This window comes from Ruegeria sp. BHSA162 (genome assembly GCF_059613385.1).
Window position 1 is genome coordinate 36,522 of record NZ_JBXWSK010000006.1, and the last position, 15,148, is coordinate 51,669.

Consider the following 15,148-nt stretch of genomic DNA (forward strand, 5'->3'; position numbering starts at 1 on the left):
TCAGGCCGGTTTCGCGACCAGTTCGCGGGGTATGTCCGCCAAGGGTTGCCCGCCCGTCGGCGTGACCACGAAGGTTTCGGTGATGGCCAGCCCCCAGTCGGGGGTCCACAGACCCGGCATCAGGTGAAAGGTCATGTTGTCCTGCAGAACGGTGCTGTCGCCCGGGCGCAGGCTCATGGTGCGCTCGCCCCAATCGGGCGGATAGCTCAGGCCCACCGGATAGCCCGTGCGATTGCCTTTGACATAGCCGGCCCGGGCAAAGCTGTCATAGACGCAGGCGGCAACCTCTTCGCAGGTGGCGCCGGGGCGGGCGGCGGCCAGCGTGTCCTCGATCGCGGTCAGGATCGCGGTTTCCGCGCGCCGGATATCGGCAGGCGGGTCGCCCAGAAACAGGCTGCGGCTGGCCGGGCAGTGATAGCGGCGGTGGCAGCCCGAGATTTCGAAATAGGTCGCCTCGCCCGGTGTCAGCGGACGGTCGTTCCAGGTGATGTGCGAGGCCGAGGCCTCGGCCCCCGAAGGCGCGATGGGCGCGATCGCGGGATAGTCGCCCGCAAGCCCTGGAAGCCCGGCGATGCCCGCCGCCTGAACCTCGGCCACGAGCACGTTTTTGGGAACCCCGGCGCGGAAACCGTCGCGCAGCACCGTGTGCATGTGCGCGGTCAACTGCCCGGCCTTGCGCATCAAGGCAATCTCGGCCTCGCTCTTGACCGCACGCTGCCAGTTCACCAACCCGGTCGCGTCGACCAGCGCATCGCGGCCGAACGCGGTCTCAAGGATCCGGTGGCTTGCGGCCGAGTAGTAATAATTGTCCATCTCGACACCCAGATGGGTCGTCCAGCCGTGGTCGCGCAGCAGCGATGCCAACGACTCGACCGGGTGATGGTCGGGGTGCTGCACATGTTCTTCGGGCCAGTCGAACAGGTCGGCGGGGTCCAGCCAGGTGGTCTGCGCCGCGCCGGGCTTGTCCTGCGTCCGGCCCCACCACAGAGGCGCGCCGTCGCGCGGGACGACCACCATCTGCGGGACGTAGAAGCTCCAGCCGTCATAGCCCGTCAGCCAGGCCATGTTCGACGGGTCCGCAACCAGCAGGGTCTCGATACCCCGCTGGGCCATCGCGGACCGGGTCTTGGCCAGCCGCGCCGCGTATTCTTCCGCCGAGAAGGCCAGCGCGGGTGTCAAAGCTCGATCTCCTGCAGGACCTCGGGCTCGATGACGGTTACGCCCGGCAGCCCGTCCGCCAAGTCATTGGCGGATTGTTCCAGGATCGGGAAAGTCCGATAGTGGCAGGGGATCACCGTCTTGAAGTCGAAATACCGCCGGGAGGCATAGGCGGCGGCTTTCATGTCCATCGTGAAATAACCGCCCGCCGACAGGATGCCGATATCGGGTTTGTAATAGTCGCCGATCCACTCCATGTCGGCCATGATCGTCGTGTCGCCCGAGACATAGACCGTGTGACCATCGGCCGACAGGATGAACCCCACCTCGGACCCGCCGGCGCGCGGGCCATCGGGTGTGGCGAAGGTCGAGCTGTGCGAGGCCGGCACCATGTCGACCTTGATCCCGTTCAGGTCGACCCGGCCGCCCTTGTTGAAGCCGATGGTCTCGACCCCTTCGGCCTCGGCCCAATGGGCCATGACGTCGTATTGGCCAACCACGGGAATATTCAGGCGTTTGGCCAGCGGCAGAACGTCGGCGACGTGGTCGAAATGTGCGTGGGTCAGCAGGATATGCGTGGCACCTTGCACGGCGGCCTCGTGCTGATCCTCGGGCAGCATCGGGTTCCCGCTCAGCCAGGGGTCGATCAGCAGGACCTGTCCCGCCGCGTGAATTCGGAAGCTGCCATGCCCCAACCAGATGATTTTCATGAAAGACCCTCCTGAAACCGGTTCAGGGTCAGCCTAGCATCGGCTATGTAAAAATCCATGGACTGGATGCGAGAAATCGACGGCTATTGCGAGCGCCTGTCGCCGGCCTATTGGGCCGAACCCGTAAACGCCGTGACCAACGCGGCCTTTCTGCTGGCGGCATGGGTGATGTGGCGGCGGGTGCGGGGGCAGGGTCTGCCCTTGGCCAACCTGCTGGTCGCCATTCTGGCGGTGATCGGTATTGGCAGCTATCTGTTCCACACCCATGCGCAGGTCTGGGCCGCGCTGGCGGATACGACGCCGATTTTGCTGTTCATCCTGGTCTATATCTTCGCGGTGAACCGGGAAATTTGGCAGCTATCCACGCCGAAGGCGGCGGGGCTGACGGCCTTGTTCATCCCCTATGCGGCGCTGACCATTCCGGTGTTTCAACTGCTTCCCGGGCTGGGTGGGTCGGCCGCGTATGCTCCAGTGCCTTTATTGATCCTGATCTATGCGTATCTTTTACGCGCGCGCAGGCCGCAAGTGGCACAGGATCTGGCGCTCGGGGCTGTGATCCTGATTGCGTCGATCACTTTTCGCGCGCTCGATGCCCCGCTTTGCGCCCGCATCCCGATGGGAACGCATTTCATGTGGCACATCCTGAACGCCACCATGCTGGGCTGGATGATCGAGGTTTATCGCCGGGCCATGACGGATGCGGTCAGTCCGGCAGACGCCGCACCAGATAAAACCCATAGCTGACAAAGTCGGAAAAGGTTTCATACAATGCGATCTCGGCCTGTTCGGAATCGACAAGCGCCTTGGCCTGCTCGGAATGGCCATGCCGGTCGAGGAAGGCAGGGAAGCTGCGTTGAAGGGGGAGGTAGTAGTTCTCCATCCAGCAGTCGGTGCCCAGCGGGAAATAGCCGACTGGTTCATAGCCAGCGGTCTCGATCTGGCGGATCTTCTCTCCGGCGGTTGCAACTTCGGGATAGGCGGCATCCCAGTGCCTTGTCAGCGGTTCGGGGCGTCGATCGGTCAGCCAGGTCAGCTCGGACACAGCCAGGAGCCCGCCGGGTTTCAGGAACCGACGCCAGGCGTTCAGGCCGTTCTCGAACCCCATATTGTAGATCGCGCCTTCCGACCAGATCACGTCAAGGCTGGCATCGTCGAAGGGCAGGTCCTCCATCGACGCCTCAAGCGTCTGAACCCGGGCCGCCAGACCCAAGTCCTGTGCACGCCTGTTTAACTCGGCCAGAAACTCCGGCAGGAAATCCACTGCCGTCACCGATGCGCCCAGATGGCGCGCAAGGCAGAAGGCCGCGGCTCCGGTGCCGCAGCCAATGTCGGCAACCTTCAGTCCGGGATCGGCTTGCACGCCCGAAAGCTTCAGCGCCAGTTGCGTTGTCGCGTCGCTGCCGGGGCCTTGCCGATCGTTGGGCAGGTGCAGGTCGATCAACAGCTGCATGTCATCAGTCATGGCGCGTCAATCCTTGAAGGCGCGGGCCAAGTCTTCGGGCAGGTCGAACTCGTCCAGCACGCGTCGGCACGCCTCGGCCGACATCTTGCGGGCGGTCTTTTCGACGATGCGTTGAATCTTTTCGTCCGAGTGTTTCGTGGCGAAGGGCGCAAAATACCATTTCAAAAAGACAAAGCAGATCACGTCCTCCAGCGCCTGAACGTCGCCGTCGCGCTTGATGCCCTGTTTGCGCAACATGCGACGGGCGGCGTCGATCTCGGCCTGATCGTAACCGGCCTCGGACATCAGCTCGGCCACGACCTGCGCGTGATGCTCGGCCTGGGCCTTGCGCCAGGCCAGATAACCCGCGCGCCCTTCAGGGTATTCCGAGCGGGCCAGCTTCCAGCGCTCGACATGCTGGCCGCGGGCGGCGATCTGCAACGGCTCGGAGGCGTCGGGGAACAGTCGATCCAACTCAGCGCTCATCCGTTCGCCATAAAGCAGCGCAGCGGGGCGGCCGTCTTCCTGGGTGGGATCGGCCGAATTGGCCGTATCAATTGCATCCAGAACCTTCTGCTTGCGCTCTGTCATGGCATCTCCTGCTTTGGCAACGGCACCTCGGGACATTCGGTCATGCTGACCTGAAACTCTTGAGTGAATGAACGATAGAGCACCGTGCTTCAACAAAAAAGCGCCGACCCATTCAGGGCCGGCGGCGCCACGAGGGCAGGTGCAGGATCGGGGCGGAAAAAGGGGGGAGAACCGGCCCGATCCAACAGGGAAGCGGTAGGGTTAGTTGCGGAGCGAAGATTTCTCCTGGCTCACCTGGTCCGAGGGGTGCTGATCGGGGAAGGTCAGCGTCGGTGTCAGGTCGCCCATGGGAACCCCCAGCGCGAGCGCCGGCGCGGCAGCGGTTGTCAGAACAACGGACACAGCAATCAACATGCGTTTCATGATTATTCTCCGGACTGAACTGTTTCGTTCAGTACATAAAGTAACTTTTTGCGTCGGCTTCAATCGTCAAAGTGAACTAATTCGTTTACTTTTTTGCATAGCGGGTATTCAAAATTGTTTGGTTTGCGGCAACCGCGTGGACTTTGGACAAATCGCTGTGGCTCAGTGGTCTTGCGACTGCTGCATCAGACGGGTAAATGCCCCTGTAACGCATATGAGGTTTCCCATGTCGATTGACCAAAGCACCGCCGCCAAGGTGGCCAAACTGGCCCGGATCAAGGTCGAGGATGACGCGTTGCCCGCGCTGGCCTCGGAATTCAATACGATCCTGGGGTTCATCGAACAGCTGAACGAAGTTGACGTCGAAGGGGTCGAGCCGATGGTCTCGGTGACGCCGATGCGGCTCAAGCGCCGCGAGGACGTGGTGACCGACGGGAACATGCAGGACAAGATCCTGTCCAACGCTCCCGACGCGCGCGAGGGCTTTTTCGCGGTTCCCAAGGTGGTGGAGTAAGACATGTCCGATCTGAACAAACTGAGCCTTGCCGAGGCCCGCAACGCCCTGCGCAACGGAGATGTGACCTCGGTCGAGCTGACCGAGGCCTGCCTGAAGGCGATCGACGCAGCCGATGTACTGAACGCTTTCGTGCATAAGACCCCGGAAATCGCGCTGGAGCGCGCCAAGGCCGCCGATGAGCGCCTCAAGGCCGGGGACGCGCCCGCCATGTGTGGCCTGCCGATCGGCATCAAGGATCTGTTCTGCACCAAGGGCGTGCCCTCGCAAGCTGCGTCCAAGATTCTGGACGGGTTCAAGCCCGAATACGAATCCACCGTCTCGCAGCAACTGGCCGATGCGGGCGCGGTGATGCTGGGCAAGCTGAACATGGACGAGTTTGCCATGGGTTCGTCCAACGAAACCTCGGTCTATGGCAATGCGGTGAACCCTTGGCGGCGCGGCAATGATGACGCGCAGCTGACCCCGGGCGGTTCCTCGGGTGGTTCGGCGTCTGCCGTCGCAGCCGATCTGTGCCTGGCAGCGACCGGAACCGACACCGGTGGCTCGATCCGGCAGCCCGCCGCCTTTACCGGAATCACCGGCATCAAGCCGACCTATGGCCGTTGCTCGCGCTGGGGCATCGTGGCCTTTGCGTCCTCGCTGGATCAGGCCGGGCCGATGACCAAGAACGTGCGCGATGCGGCCATCATGCTTGAGGCGATGTGCGGGCACGACCCGAAGGACTCGACCAGCGCAGAATTGGCTGTTCCGAATTTTGAGGCCATGCTGACCGGAGACATCAAGGGCAAGAAAATCGGCATTCCAAAGGAATACCGGATGGATGGCATGCCCGCCGAGATCGAAAAGCTCTGGGCCGATGGGGCCGAAATGCTGCGTGATGCGGGGGCCGAGATCGTCGACATCTCGCTGCCGCACACCAAATACGCGCTGCCCGCCTATTACGTGATCGCGCCGGCCGAGGCGTCGTCGAACCTGGCGCGCTATGACGGCGTGCGCTATGGCCGCCGTGCGCAGCCGGCGCAGGGCGACGGCATCACCGAGATGTATGAAAAGACCCGCGCCGAAGGTTTTGGCCACGAGGTGCAGCGCCGCGTCATGGTCGGCACATACGTTCTGTCGGCCGGTTTCTATGACGCCTATTACAACCGCGCGCGCAAGGTGCGGACCCTGATCAAGAAAGACTTCGAGGATGTCTTTGCCGCAGGCGTCGATGCGATCCTGACCCCGGCGACACCTTCGGCGGCGTTCGGTCTGGGCGAAATGACCGAGGCTGACCCGGTGCAGATGTATCTGAACGACGTGTTCACCGTGACCGTCAACCTCGCGGGTCTTCCGGGTATCTCGGTTCCCGCCGGTCTTGACGGGCAGGGCTTGCCGCTGGGGCTGCAGCTGATCGGTCGTCCGTGGGAAGAAGGTGACCTTCTGAATACCGCCTACGCGCTTGAGAATGCCGCCGGGTTTGTGGCCAAGCCGGGCAAATGGTGGTAACCCTCAGGCAGCGGTAACAACGCGAGGACGGAGCAGTTCCATGCGCAAAATGCTTCTCATTCCGGCCTTCGGGTTCGTCGCGGCTTGCGATACCGTGGCACCAGTCACGGACTCCGGCTTCAATACGCCGCAGTATCAGGCCGAACGCGAGGCGCAGCTGGCCGGGCAGGGCGCAGCAGGCAACCCGCTGCTGCCGCCCCCGGCCATTTCGCAGGAGCAGTTGAATGCCGAAGCCGGTCCTGCCCCCTTCACGACGGGCGATAGCGCCACGGACATTGCCAACCAGACCGCGGCGGCATTGGCGAGCACATCGGCGCAGCCGACTGCACCGGTGGCCGTAAGCTCAAACGGCATTTCGAACGAGCAGGATTTCGCAGCGGTTTCAAGCAGCCGCAGCATCCAGGATGATGCCGCGCTGATTCAGCAGAACCGTCAGACATACGAGGTTGTCGCGCCGACGGCGGTTCCTCAGCGCGGGTCGGACGGACAGCCCAATATCGTCCAATATGCTCTGACTACGACCAATCCAGTTGGAACACAGCTCTACAGCCGAGCTGGGTTCAATTTGCAGGCCAAGGCACAGCGCAACTGCGCAGGCTACGCATCGCCCGACCAGGCTCAGATCGATTTCCTGGCCAATGGAGGCCCCCAGCGCGACCGCAAGGGCCTGGACCCGGATGGCGACGGATTTGCCTGCGGCTGGGACCCCAGCCCGTTCCGCAGTGCCGTCGGCAACTGAACTCTCGCCGATCTGGCACCCATCTCCCAATTTCGGCCCCCGCCGGGATGGGTTGAAGCCGTCGCTGGTGGTGCTTCACTACACCGCGATGAACAGCGCTCAAGCCGCACTCGAGCGTTTGTGCGACCCGGACTCCGAGGTGTCGGCTCACTATCTGATCGGCTGCGACGGAACGCTCTGGCAGATGGTCCGTGAGGAAGATCGCGCCTGGCACGCCGGTGCAGGTGCGTGGCGGGGGTTCAGCGACATCAATTCCCGCTCCATCGGGATCGAACTCGACAATCGCGGCGATCATCCTTTCTCCGAACCGCAGATGGCGGTATTGGAAAACCTGCTTTCACATCTGCAAGAGCGGTTGGGGATCAAGCCCTGGAACGTTATCGCCCATTCGGACATGGCCCCCGAGCGAAAGCTTGATCCCGGTCCCAAGTTTGATTGGGATCGTCTCGCGCAACAAAAAATGGCAGCGGGGCCGGCCGTTCTGAAGGGTATATGCCTTGATGAATTGCCGCCAGACGACCAATACTTTGCATTGGTTGCCAAGAGGGCCGGGTACCCCAAAGCCCCTGCTGCGGATCTGCTGAAAGCGTTCCGAAGCCGGTTTGCCCCGTGGCGGCGCGGGCCCCTGTCCAAGAAGGATATGGGCGACATCGAACGACTGGCTGGTTTGATGGAACACCTTGACGGTATTCGGGTGGACGTTTAACCCGACAACCGCGCGGAGGGCCGGATGGCCGCTGGGGCTCAGGCCCGAGAGGAAAGTCCGGACTCCACAAGGCAACGGTGCCGGGTAACGCCCGGGCGGGGAAACCCGACGGAAAGCGCCACAGAAAACAGACCGCCATGACGGATCGGAGGTTCGCCTCTGGCACATCATGGCAAGGGTGAAACGGTGGAGTAAGAGCCCACCGCGCCGCTGGCAACAGCGGCGGCACGGCAAGCCCCACCGGGAGCAATGCCGAATAGGGTCCCCGCGCGGGCCGGTCGGCGTCAGCCGATACCGCCGCTAGGCTCGCCTTGGCCGAGAGGGACCGGGTTGGCAGCTCGAGCCGCGCAGCAATGCTCGGCCTAGAGGAATGGTCATCGAAGGGGGCAACCCCGGAACAGGATCCGGCTTACAGGCCCTCCGCGCGTATTTTCTTCATCCTCCGGGCGGCGTGTAGGCCGCGACCAGTTTCGCGGCTTTCTCGGTGATGGCAACAAATTCGTCGGCCGACCAGGCCCGAACCGTCTCGACCCGCGAAACCGCCCCCGAAGCCGCAACGGCCATACCGACTGCCACGGCATCCGTTCCGTCCGGAGCTTCGCTGATGACCACCACGTCATTGCTTCCGGTCGTCACGTAGAAGGCCAGCAGTTTGCCGCCAACCTTCTCCAGCAGCGCCGACACCGGCCCGGTGCGGTTTTCCGGTTTCTTCAGCATCCCTTTGACACCGGCGTTGGAATAAGAGGCATAGGTGATGAAGACAGGCATGACGATCTCCTCGTGAACGAAATGTGCAGAGCGCTCCAATTGGCCGGCTCCTTGGCCCGGAAGACAGGCTTGCCGCATCAAACCAATGCGGTGATCAACACCCAGGCTCCCAATCCGATCAAAACGACACCGGCGACCGGCGTCAGCCATCCCGCCCGGGGCGACAGCTTTTCCAGCGCGACATAGACGGCGATTGCGACGATCCACCAAATGTTCATGATGCCGCCGACGAACAGCAGTGCCATCAAGGCCCAGCAGCAGCCCAAGCAGTAGGCTCCGTGCAGGGCGCCGCATCGAAACGCACCCCAATGCCCGGGCCGGTTGTAGCGGGTCAGAAAGGCAGCCGGGCTCTGACAATGGCGGAGGCACGCGGATTTCAACCCGCTGAACTGATACATCCCGGCAGCACAGAGAACGATGCCCGCCAGGATTCCGGACCGGATGGTCATCATCGGGCCATCCATCGCTCCGATCTGTTGCAGGCCCCATTGCAGTCCGGTTGCCCCAAGGCTGAACACGGCCCAGGCAAAAAGATACCCCGACAGAAAGGCCAATCCGAAGCTGGCGCTGCGCTGCCTGTCGGGTCCAACCCGTTTCAACGCCACAAACAATAGGGCAGTCGGGGCCGCGCTGGGCGTCATCATTGCGACCATCATCACCCACCACATGGCAAAGACCAATGCGGCGTACCAAAGCGTCCAGACGGCATCGGCCCCCATCGGCATGGGCTGGCCAATTGGACCGGCCATCCGAGTCATCTCGACGGCCGACATCTGCATCCCGACACCGGCGACCGTGTACCAGACCGCACCCGAAACGATCAGAAGGACACTTCCAGCGACGATCAGACGTTCTTTTCGCAGTACTCGCTCGAGGCTGATCGTTCGGGCAGGGCGGGCCTGTTCCGACGCGTCTGCACTATGGCCCGACAACGCCATGACCTGAGATATTTAAATGCGCCAGATGGGCATGTGAGGACTCGAAGGTCAGGTCTATGGCTGAACCGCTTGTCCTGGCCGTTCCCGAGGCGACCTCGGCGTGGCGGTATTCGAAGCCATGTGGCAACTGGATCGACGCGCGATGCGGTTGGCCCGAGACGATATGGGCGATCGGCTTGACGTCCACATCGAACACGTTCTTGACCTTCGTGTAGCCGGTCCGGTCTTCGCGGCTCCAGTTCACGTCGATTTCAGCAAACAGTGTCTCATGCTTGGTCGGCGCCATGGCGCTGTAGACATACCACATGGTGGCCATTTCATCGGTGTCCTCACCGGACATGATGGCCTGCAGGGCGGCCCGCTGATCGGCGTCCGCCCGTTCGTCGATGATCAGTTGCATCTGCCCGTTGCCCTCGTGAATCGGGCCTGGCCAGTGGTAGACACCCGCAGCCCGCAGGCCGGAAAGATCCGTGTCCCCGTAGTGGCCGCTTGTGATGTCAAAGACGACCACGGCCTCGCAATTCCCGTGACTGGGCAGGCTGCTGAACTGGCAGGGGCAACCGAAATCACAGTTGCAATTGGCCAGAGTCTCGCCCTGAAGTCTCCATTCTGTCATGATTTCCCCCAAGCAGACGTACAAGAAAACTCTGCTGACAGAGGGTCTTGCCCGGTTTCGCTGCCTCACGCCGCACAACCTTGGACCGCGGCGTTCTGGGATGCTGTGACGCGATCATATCACGAAACCGTGATCTGTCCAAACCGGGCGCTGATCCACTGTGTGTCGGATACTGTGATTTGTGTTGAAACACCGCCGATTCCGGTTGACTCGGGCGCGCGACCGGGTAAAAGCGCACGCTCATAGGAATTCAACCGAAAGGCCCCTGCCTTTCCGGACGCAGGAGATAACCATGGCGAAGCCGACGACAATCAAGATCCGTCTGAACTCGACCGCGGGCACGGGCCACTTCTACGTGACCAAAAAGAACGCTCGCACCATGACCGAGAAAATGACCGTTCGTAAGTACGACCCGGTCGTTCGGAAGCATGTCGAGTACAAGGAAGGCAAGATCAAGTAATCTGCCTTTTTTCGACGCGAAAGCTTAGGGGGTTCTGCTTCGGCAGGACCCTTTTTCGTTGTTTTGACCGTGTCGTGTAGCCCTGACGCCGCCCGATCCGGCCGTTTCGGGCCGTTGCAGAGGCGCATCAGGCCGACAGGTATTCTGATTGGTGTTGGCTTGCTTTTTTGCCCCGCCTGCCAGTACGGTTCAGCAAACCGCCACAAAATGTTGAGCGCCATGAAAAAAATCTTGTTGCCCGCAATCGCCATTCTGACACTTTCGGCCTGTGAGGACCCGTTCAACCGCCAAGGCGTCGGGTTCACCGGCATTGATGGCGAACCAAGAACCGTTTCGGACGTCAAAGGCGCCGTTGCCTTTGTTCCGCCTGCGACGAACGTCCCAGCTGAGTTGGCTGAATTGCCGACCATTCAGGCCAGCACTGACAAGACAGAATTCGACAAGGTCGCGGGCGTTGCCATCGACAATGGCGGACGGTCCGACACCACGGCCGTACAGTTGACCGGCAGCAGCAGCACCATGTTCCTGAGCACGGTGAGCGTGAACGGAACCCTGTTCGGCGTGTTGCGCACCGAAAACAACAGCACCAAGGTGGACAACTCGGTTGGGGCCGCGTTCGGCAGCCAGACCGAGCGCTTTACCGGCTGTCTGCCTGCCGGCGACGTATACCGCAAGGGCGGGTCGTCGCGCAGCTCGGGTTTCGCGGTTCCGCTGAACTGCAGCTGATCGGATCCGTTGCGATTACAATGATGTAAGGCCCTTGCCATTTGGCTGGGGCCTTTTTCTTTGGGCTGGCTTTGCTGACGCCGGAACAAAAAAGGGCGGGCCTTTCGGGCCCGCCCTTTGATTTGGTGTTCCGGCAGCCTTACTCGCGATTGCCGAGCAGCTGCAGCAGGAACATGAACATGTTGATGAAGTCCAGGTACAGGTTCAGCGCACCCATGATGGCGGCCTTGCCCAGCCACTCCTGATCGCCCGCATGGGCCATCTGGATGTAGGTGGTCTTGATCTTCTGGGTGTCATAAGCGGTGAGGCCCGCAAAGATCAGAACGCCCAGGATCGAGACGGCGAACATGATGGCTGGCGATTGCAGGAACAGGTTGATGACCATGGCCACAATCAGGCCGATCACACCCATCATCAGGAAGGTGCCCATACCGGACAGGTCCTTCTTGGTGACGTAACCGTACAGCGACAAACCGGCGAAGGCGATCGAGGTCACCAGAAAGACCTGGGCGATCGAAATGCCGGTGAAGGCCACGAAGATCCAGCTGAGCGACAGGCCCATCACCGCCGCGAAGGCGTAGAAGAACAATTGGGCGCCAGCTGCGCTGAGGCGGTTGATGGCCGCGCCGAAGGCAAACACCATGATCAGCGGGGCGAACATGACGATCCAGCCCAGAATGTTCGGGCTGAGGGTCACCGGATCGCGGAATACCGACAGCAGCTGCGGGCTGGTGCCGACGGCCCATGCAACCGCAAAGGTGATCAGCATGCCCACGGACATCGTGCCGTAGACCTTGTTCATGTGGGCGCGCAGGCCCTCGTCAATCTCGGCAGCGCGCGCGCCAGTCGCCGTCCGGATCGTATCGAATTGTGCCATAGAGGTCTCCCTTGGATTCAGCTTTCAGCCCCCGGTTGCGGGGCGATTTCCCTGCAAATATCGGAGAGTGTAGCGCATGTTTCAAGGGTTTTGGGGCCAAAACTCAGCAATATGGTCAACAATTTCAGCGCCGCTTTGGAAGGTGGCGCTGAAATCCGTTGCAGGCTGCGCATTCAGGGCCGCTTGCGCCAGGTTTCAGGCGCGTCCCAGAACGGGCGGGATGCTTCTGTCAGGGCCTCTGATCGGGTGATCCCGATGTCTTGCAGGGCGCGGTCATCCAGCCGGGCCAGCTCCCGCCGTTGATGAGCTGCCGCAAGCATACGCTGAAACCAATTGCCCGTTCTGATCGATGCCGAGGCACAGGGTCGGTGTGCTGCAATTTGGGTCATAACTTAGGTCCTTTCATCGGTTGGTGATGTAAAGATGTTTTCGCATCAACTTCCTTGAACTATATGGCGGGTTGTGGCATATTTTAAAAATGAATGTTTTTGAATTCATCCATAAGGATTGTTGATGATGCGGAACTTGGACATCACCACCCTGCGCTCATTCGTGGCGGTCGCGGACCACGGGGGCGTAACGCGCGCCGCTGGTTTCCTGCATCTGACACAGTCGGCTGTGTCCATGCAGCTGAAGCGTCTGGAAGAGCTGTTGGGCTTGGAATTGCTGGACCGGTCTGGGCGCACCATCGCGTTGACGGCCTCTGGCGAACAGCTGTTGGCATATGCCCGGCGAATGGTGGCGTTGAATGATGAGGTCATCTCGAAGCTGACCGATCAGGCCTTTGAAGGCGAGGTGGTGCTCGGGGTGCCGCACGATATCGTCTACCCGGCTATTCCACGGGTTCTGCAGCGGTTCAATGCCGACTTCCCGCGCGTGCGCGTGCAGTTGGTTTCGTCTTATTCCATCCAGTTGAAAGAGATGTTTCGGCGTGGCGAATGCGATGTTATTCTGACGACCGAGGCTGCGAATTCGGATGGCGGTGAAACCATTGCAGAGCTGCCTCTGCGCTGGATCGGCGCGTCAGGAGGCTCGGCTTGGCGGCGCCGGCCGCTTCCTTTGGCGCTGGGTCGGCGCTGCCTTTTCCGGCCTCAGGTCATTGCCGCCTTGGATGCAGCAGGCATTCCATGGGAGCTGTCGGTCGAAACCGAGAACGACCGCACGATCGAGGCAACCGTCAGCGCGGACCTCGCCGTCCACGCCATGCTTGAGGGGACCGAGGCGGCACATCTGGAGAAGATCGATTCAGGTGGGGTTCTGCCCGAATTGCCGGCGCATATGATCAACCTTTACGGAGGCGATCAGGGGCGCGGCGAAGTGGTTGAGGCCCTCGCCGCGCTGGTGCGGCAGAACTTCCACATGCTTGGCGGAACACCGCTGCGCGCCGTGGTGGGCTGATCCGGTCAGATCGTGATGACGACTTTCCCGGTCGACTTTCGTTCCTTGAGCAGAGCCATGCCCTGCGCCACTTCGGACAACGGCAGGGTATGGCTGATATGGGGCCGGATGCGTCCCTCGGCATGCCAGGCGAAGAGGGTCTCAAAGCTGGTGCGAACGACCTCGGGCCGGAACCTCAGATAGCCACCGATGTAGAACCCGATCACGGTCAGGTTCTTCACCAGCAAGTGATTGGCCGGTATCTGCGGGACTTCGCCGCCGGCAAAACCTATCGGCAGCAGGCGGCCTTCGGGATTGGTCGCCCGGAAGGCAGCCTTGAATACATCGCCACCGATGGCGTCATAGACAACGTCTGCGCCGCCCAATGCCAGCACGCGCTCGCGCAGATCTTCGTCCGCGTCGATCAGGTGATCGGCCCCGGCCGCGCGGGCGACCGCCAGTTTATCGGCGCCCCGGGCCTGTGCGATCACCGTCGCGCCCATAAGCTTGCCAATCTCGACCGCCGTCAGCCCGACCCCGCCGGCGGCACCGGTCACCAAGAGGGTCTCGCCCGTCTGCAGCCGCGCCCGATGGTCCAGCGCCATATGGCTGGTTCCGTAGGCGATCTGGATGGCCGCCGCGTCTTCAAAGCTGCACGACTGGGGGATGAGTACGGCTCGGTCGGCGTCAAAAACCCCGTATTGCGCCAATCCACCCTGGCCTGAGTAAACCGCGACCCGGTCTCCGGGTTTCAGATGGCTGACCCCTGCGCCGATCGCGTCTACGACCCCCGCAACCTCAAGCCCCAATGTGAAAGGGGCCGCTGGCGTATCCTGGTACGTGCCCTTCTGCATCAGAAGATCGGCAAAGTTCAGCCCGCAGGCGCGAATGGCCACGCGGATCTGGTCTTCGGCGGGTGCGGGAACGGGTAACTCGTGCAATTTGGCCTGCTCTCCGGCAGACTGGATCTGGTAGGCCAGCATCTCAAATCTCCATGTTGGTGCCATTGATCGGGGCCGCCCCTGACTTGTCAATCATTCCGGAAGGGAATGGCCGGGGCGTCTTTGTCGCACAGGCCAAATCGTGCACAACCGTAAACCTTCCTTCAGGCGCGCAGATTCAACCATCTTGAAAATTTTCCAAAAAGCGGCAATATTGCTTGTCAGTGCTGTTTCGGGGGGCACGTTCCGTATTAGAGAGTTCTTTACAAGCGTCTCGCTAGTGTGCGGTCATGGTTCAGTTAGCGTTTTCCCGGGCGGTTGTGTGTAACAGAGGAGAATACCAATGACCCATCACGTCGATGTCCATGTGGGCAAGCGCGTACGGCATCGCCGCTGGTTGATTGGCATGACGCAGCAGCAGCTGGCACAGCAGGTCGGTATCAAATTCCAGCAGATCCAGAAATACGAAACCGGGGCCAACCGCATCAGCGCCTCACGCCTGTGGGACATTGCTGAAGCTCTGGACGTTCCGGTCAGCTTTTTCTTTGAAGGTCTGGAGGACGCCCAAAAGGAAGACTCGGGCAAGAAATCGGTTCCTGCTGATCTGATGGGCGACAAGGAAGCGTTGGATCTGGTTCGGTCCTACTACGCGATCCCGGAAAACCAGCGCCGGCGCCTGTTTGAGCTTGCGCGCGTTCTCAGCGACGTGGCCTGAGACCGGGGCTTGACTTC

General features: G+C 61.5%; 20 protein-coding genes and 1 other RNA gene. 10 read left to right on the plus strand and 11 right to left on the minus strand.

The features are described from left to right. The gene (locus AC2FM5_RS03610) at positions 1 to 1,179 is read right to left on the minus strand and encodes a M24 family metallopeptidase (RefSeq protein WP_496733960.1); all 1,179 of its coding nucleotides are present in this window, start codon (positions 1,177 to 1,179) and stop codon (positions 1 to 3) included. Further along, positions 1,176 to 1,868, minus strand: a complete 693-nt coding sequence (locus AC2FM5_RS03615; RefSeq protein WP_496733962.1) for a metal-dependent hydrolase — start codon at positions 1,866 to 1,868, stop codon at positions 1,176 to 1,178. Before AC2FM5_RS03615 ends, AC2FM5_RS03610 begins: the two co-directional genes overlap by 4 nt. Before the next feature lie 57 nt (positions 1,869 to 1,925). Here AC2FM5_RS03615 and AC2FM5_RS03620 point away from each other — a divergent pair, with 57 nt between their 5' ends. Continuing rightward, complete coding sequence (locus AC2FM5_RS03620) at positions 1,926 to 2,612, plus strand: ceramidase domain-containing protein (RefSeq protein ID WP_496733964.1); 687 nt, start codon at positions 1,926 to 1,928, stop codon at positions 2,610 to 2,612. Here AC2FM5_RS03620 and AC2FM5_RS03625 read toward each other — a convergent pair. The 3 genes from AC2FM5_RS03625 to AC2FM5_RS03635 form a co-directional block, all read right to left on the minus strand. After that, complete coding sequence (locus AC2FM5_RS03625) at positions 2,572 to 3,330, minus strand: class I SAM-dependent methyltransferase (RefSeq protein WP_496733966.1); 759 nt, start codon at positions 3,328 to 3,330, stop codon at positions 2,572 to 2,574. The two genes, AC2FM5_RS03620 and AC2FM5_RS03625, sit on opposite strands and share 41 nt — an antisense overlap. Positions 3,331 to 3,336: 6 nt before the next feature. Beyond that, entirely contained in the window at positions 3,337 to 3,900 is a 564-nt protein-coding gene (locus AC2FM5_RS03630) for a DUF4202 domain-containing protein (RefSeq protein ID WP_496733968.1), read from the minus strand. A 201-nt stretch (positions 3,901 to 4,101) separates the two neighbouring features. Then, a complete protein-coding gene (locus AC2FM5_RS03635) occupies positions 4,102 to 4,263 on the minus strand; it encodes a hypothetical protein (protein ID WP_170340142.1) in 162 nt (53 codons plus the stop codon). A gap of 226 nt (positions 4,264 to 4,489) precedes the next feature. Here AC2FM5_RS03635 and gatC point away from each other — a divergent pair, with 226 nt between their 5' ends. The 5 genes from gatC to rnpB all read left to right on the plus strand — a co-directional run bounded on the left by gatC (position 4,490) and on the right by rnpB (position 8,141). Then, positions 4,490 to 4,777, plus strand: coding sequence for an Asp-tRNA(Asn)/Glu-tRNA(Gln) amidotransferase subunit GatC (gene gatC, locus AC2FM5_RS03640; RefSeq protein WP_005981734.1), 288 nt, complete (start codon positions 4,490 to 4,492; stop codon positions 4,775 to 4,777). 3 nt (positions 4,778 to 4,780) lie between these two features. Beyond that, complete coding sequence (gatA, locus tag AC2FM5_RS03645; RefSeq protein WP_496733970.1) at positions 4,781 to 6,268, plus strand: Asp-tRNA(Asn)/Glu-tRNA(Gln) amidotransferase subunit GatA; 1,488 nt, start codon at positions 4,781 to 4,783, stop codon at positions 6,266 to 6,268. 40 nt (positions 6,269 to 6,308) lie between these two features. Continuing rightward, positions 6,309 to 7,007 carry a hypothetical protein gene (locus tag AC2FM5_RS03650; RefSeq protein WP_093964748.1) on the plus strand — a complete coding sequence of 233 codons (699 nt, stop codon included), beginning with the start codon at positions 6,309 to 6,311 and terminating at the stop codon, positions 7,005 to 7,007. Further along, positions 6,991 to 7,713: an N-acetylmuramoyl-L-alanine amidase gene (locus tag AC2FM5_RS03655; protein WP_496733973.1), complete on the plus strand. Its 723-nt coding sequence runs from the start codon at positions 6,991 to 6,993 to the stop codon at positions 7,711 to 7,713. Before AC2FM5_RS03650 ends, AC2FM5_RS03655 begins: the two co-directional genes overlap by 17 nt. 12 nt (positions 7,714 to 7,725) lie before the next feature. After that, positions 7,726 to 8,141, plus strand: an RNA gene (gene rnpB / locus AC2FM5_RS03660) — RNase P RNA component class A. A gap of 7 nt (positions 8,142 to 8,148) precedes the next feature. Here the strand turns inward: rnpB and AC2FM5_RS03665 are convergent. The 3 genes from AC2FM5_RS03665 to AC2FM5_RS03675 all read right to left on the minus strand — a co-directional run bounded on the left by AC2FM5_RS03665 (position 8,149) and on the right by AC2FM5_RS03675 (position 10,035). Then, positions 8,149 to 8,481, minus strand: a complete 333-nt coding sequence (locus AC2FM5_RS03665) for a GYD domain-containing protein (protein WP_170390952.1) — start codon at positions 8,479 to 8,481, stop codon at positions 8,149 to 8,151. Positions 8,482 to 8,558: 77 nt separating this feature from the next. Continuing rightward, on the minus strand, positions 8,559 to 9,419 hold the full coding sequence (locus tag AC2FM5_RS03670; protein WP_496733976.1) for a DUF2182 domain-containing protein: 861 nt from the start codon (positions 9,417 to 9,419) through the stop codon (positions 8,559 to 8,561). Next, complete coding sequence (locus AC2FM5_RS03675; RefSeq protein ID WP_496733978.1) at positions 9,400 to 10,035, minus strand: DUF1326 domain-containing protein; 636 nt, start codon at positions 10,033 to 10,035, stop codon at positions 9,400 to 9,402. The genes AC2FM5_RS03670 and AC2FM5_RS03675 overlap by 20 nt, the downstream gene beginning before the upstream one ends. Positions 10,036 to 10,327: 292 nt before the next feature. Between AC2FM5_RS03675 and rpmG the strand changes: the two genes are divergently transcribed. Both rpmG and AC2FM5_RS03685 read left to right on the plus strand, forming a co-directional pair. Continuing rightward, entirely contained in the window at positions 10,328 to 10,495 is a 168-nt protein-coding gene (gene rpmG, locus AC2FM5_RS03680) for a 50S ribosomal protein L33 (protein WP_007799108.1), read from the plus strand. A gap of 219 nt (positions 10,496 to 10,714) precedes the next feature. Beyond that, positions 10,715 to 11,221, plus strand: coding sequence for a lipoprotein (locus AC2FM5_RS03685; RefSeq protein ID WP_170340151.1), 507 nt, complete (start codon positions 10,715 to 10,717; stop codon positions 11,219 to 11,221). A gap of 139 nt (positions 11,222 to 11,360) precedes the next feature. Here the strand turns inward: AC2FM5_RS03685 and AC2FM5_RS03690 are convergent, their stop codons facing one another. Then, the gene (locus AC2FM5_RS03690) at positions 11,361 to 12,098 is read right to left on the minus strand and encodes a Bax inhibitor-1/YccA family protein (protein ID WP_170340154.1); all 738 of its coding nucleotides are present in this window, start codon (positions 12,096 to 12,098) and stop codon (positions 11,361 to 11,363) included. A gap of 173 nt (positions 12,099 to 12,271) precedes the next feature. Beyond that, positions 12,272 to 12,418: a DUF1127 domain-containing protein gene (locus AC2FM5_RS03695; protein ID WP_496733981.1), complete on the minus strand. Its 147-nt coding sequence runs from the start codon at positions 12,416 to 12,418 to the stop codon at positions 12,272 to 12,274. A 196-nt stretch (positions 12,419 to 12,614) separates the two neighbouring features. Here AC2FM5_RS03695 and AC2FM5_RS03700 point away from each other — a divergent pair, with 196 nt between their 5' ends. Further along, positions 12,615 to 13,496 carry a LysR family transcriptional regulator gene (locus AC2FM5_RS03700; protein ID WP_093965049.1) on the plus strand — a complete coding sequence of 294 codons (882 nt, stop codon included), beginning with the start codon at positions 12,615 to 12,617 and terminating at the stop codon, positions 13,494 to 13,496. Between the two features lie 5 nt (positions 13,497 to 13,501). Here AC2FM5_RS03700 and AC2FM5_RS03705 read toward each other — a convergent pair whose 3' ends face one another. Next, a complete protein-coding gene (locus AC2FM5_RS03705; protein WP_496733984.1) occupies positions 13,502 to 14,458 on the minus strand; it encodes an NADPH:quinone oxidoreductase family protein in 957 nt (318 codons plus the stop codon). Between the two features lie 301 nt (positions 14,459 to 14,759). On the opposite strand from AC2FM5_RS03705, the gene AC2FM5_RS03710 reads away from it, so the two are divergent. After that, positions 14,760 to 15,131: a helix-turn-helix domain-containing protein gene (locus AC2FM5_RS03710; RefSeq protein WP_093964756.1), complete on the plus strand. Its 372-nt coding sequence runs from the start codon at positions 14,760 to 14,762 to the stop codon at positions 15,129 to 15,131. Positions 15,132 to 15,148: the final 17 nt, after the last annotated feature.

Bases quoted from the DNA above. Each gene is read 5' to 3' on its own strand.
- AC2FM5_RS03630 (WP_496733968.1), bottom strand. From the start codon at position 3,900: ATGACAGAGCGCAAGCAGAAGGTTCTGGATGCAATTGATACGGCCAAT.
- AC2FM5_RS03670 (WP_496733976.1), bottom strand. From the start codon at position 9,419: ATGGCGTTGTCGGGCCATAGTGCAGACGCGTCGGAACAGGCCCGCCCT.
- AC2FM5_RS03615 (WP_496733962.1), bottom strand. From the start codon at position 1,868: ATGAAAATCATCTGGTTGGGGCATGGCAGCTTCCGAATTCACGCGGCG.
- AC2FM5_RS03620 (WP_496733964.1), top strand. From the start codon at position 1,926: ATGGACTGGATGCGAGAAATCGACGGCTATTGCGAGCGCCTGTCGCCG.
- AC2FM5_RS03635 (WP_170340142.1), bottom strand. From the start codon at position 4,263: ATGAAACGCATGTTGATTGCTGTGTCCGTTGTTCTGACAACCGCTGCC.
- AC2FM5_RS03695 (WP_496733981.1), bottom strand. From the start codon at position 12,418: ATGCTTGCGGCAGCTCATCAACGGCGGGAGCTGGCCCGGCTGGATGAC.
- AC2FM5_RS03650 (WP_093964748.1), top strand. From the start codon at position 6,309: ATGCGCAAAATGCTTCTCATTCCGGCCTTCGGGTTCGTCGCGGCTTGC.
- rpmG (WP_007799108.1), top strand. From the start codon at position 10,328: ATGGCGAAGCCGACGACAATCAAGATCCGTCTGAACTCGACCGCGGGC.
- AC2FM5_RS03665 (WP_170390952.1), bottom strand. From the start codon at position 8,481: ATGCCTGTCTTCATCACCTATGCCTCTTATTCCAACGCCGGTGTCAAA.
- AC2FM5_RS03675 (WP_496733978.1), bottom strand. From the start codon at position 10,035: ATGACAGAATGGAGACTTCAGGGCGAGACTCTGGCCAATTGCAACTGT.
- AC2FM5_RS03710 (WP_093964756.1), top strand. From the start codon at position 14,760: ATGACCCATCACGTCGATGTCCATGTGGGCAAGCGCGTACGGCATCGC.
- AC2FM5_RS03685 (WP_170340151.1), top strand. From the start codon at position 10,715: ATGAAAAAAATCTTGTTGCCCGCAATCGCCATTCTGACACTTTCGGCC.
- AC2FM5_RS03705 (WP_496733984.1), bottom strand. From the start codon at position 14,458: ATGCTGGCCTACCAGATCCAGTCTGCCGGAGAGCAGGCCAAATTGCAC.
- AC2FM5_RS03690 (WP_170340154.1), bottom strand. From the start codon at position 12,098: ATGGCACAATTCGATACGATCCGGACGGCGACTGGCGCGCGCGCTGCC.
- gatC (WP_005981734.1), top strand. From the start codon at position 4,490: ATGTCGATTGACCAAAGCACCGCCGCCAAGGTGGCCAAACTGGCCCGG.
- gatA (WP_496733970.1), top strand. From the start codon at position 4,781: ATGTCCGATCTGAACAAACTGAGCCTTGCCGAGGCCCGCAACGCCCTG.
- AC2FM5_RS03700 (WP_093965049.1), top strand. From the start codon at position 12,615: ATGCGGAACTTGGACATCACCACCCTGCGCTCATTCGTGGCGGTCGCG.
- AC2FM5_RS03625 (WP_496733966.1), bottom strand. From the start codon at position 3,330: ATGACTGATGACATGCAGCTGTTGATCGACCTGCACCTGCCCAACGAT.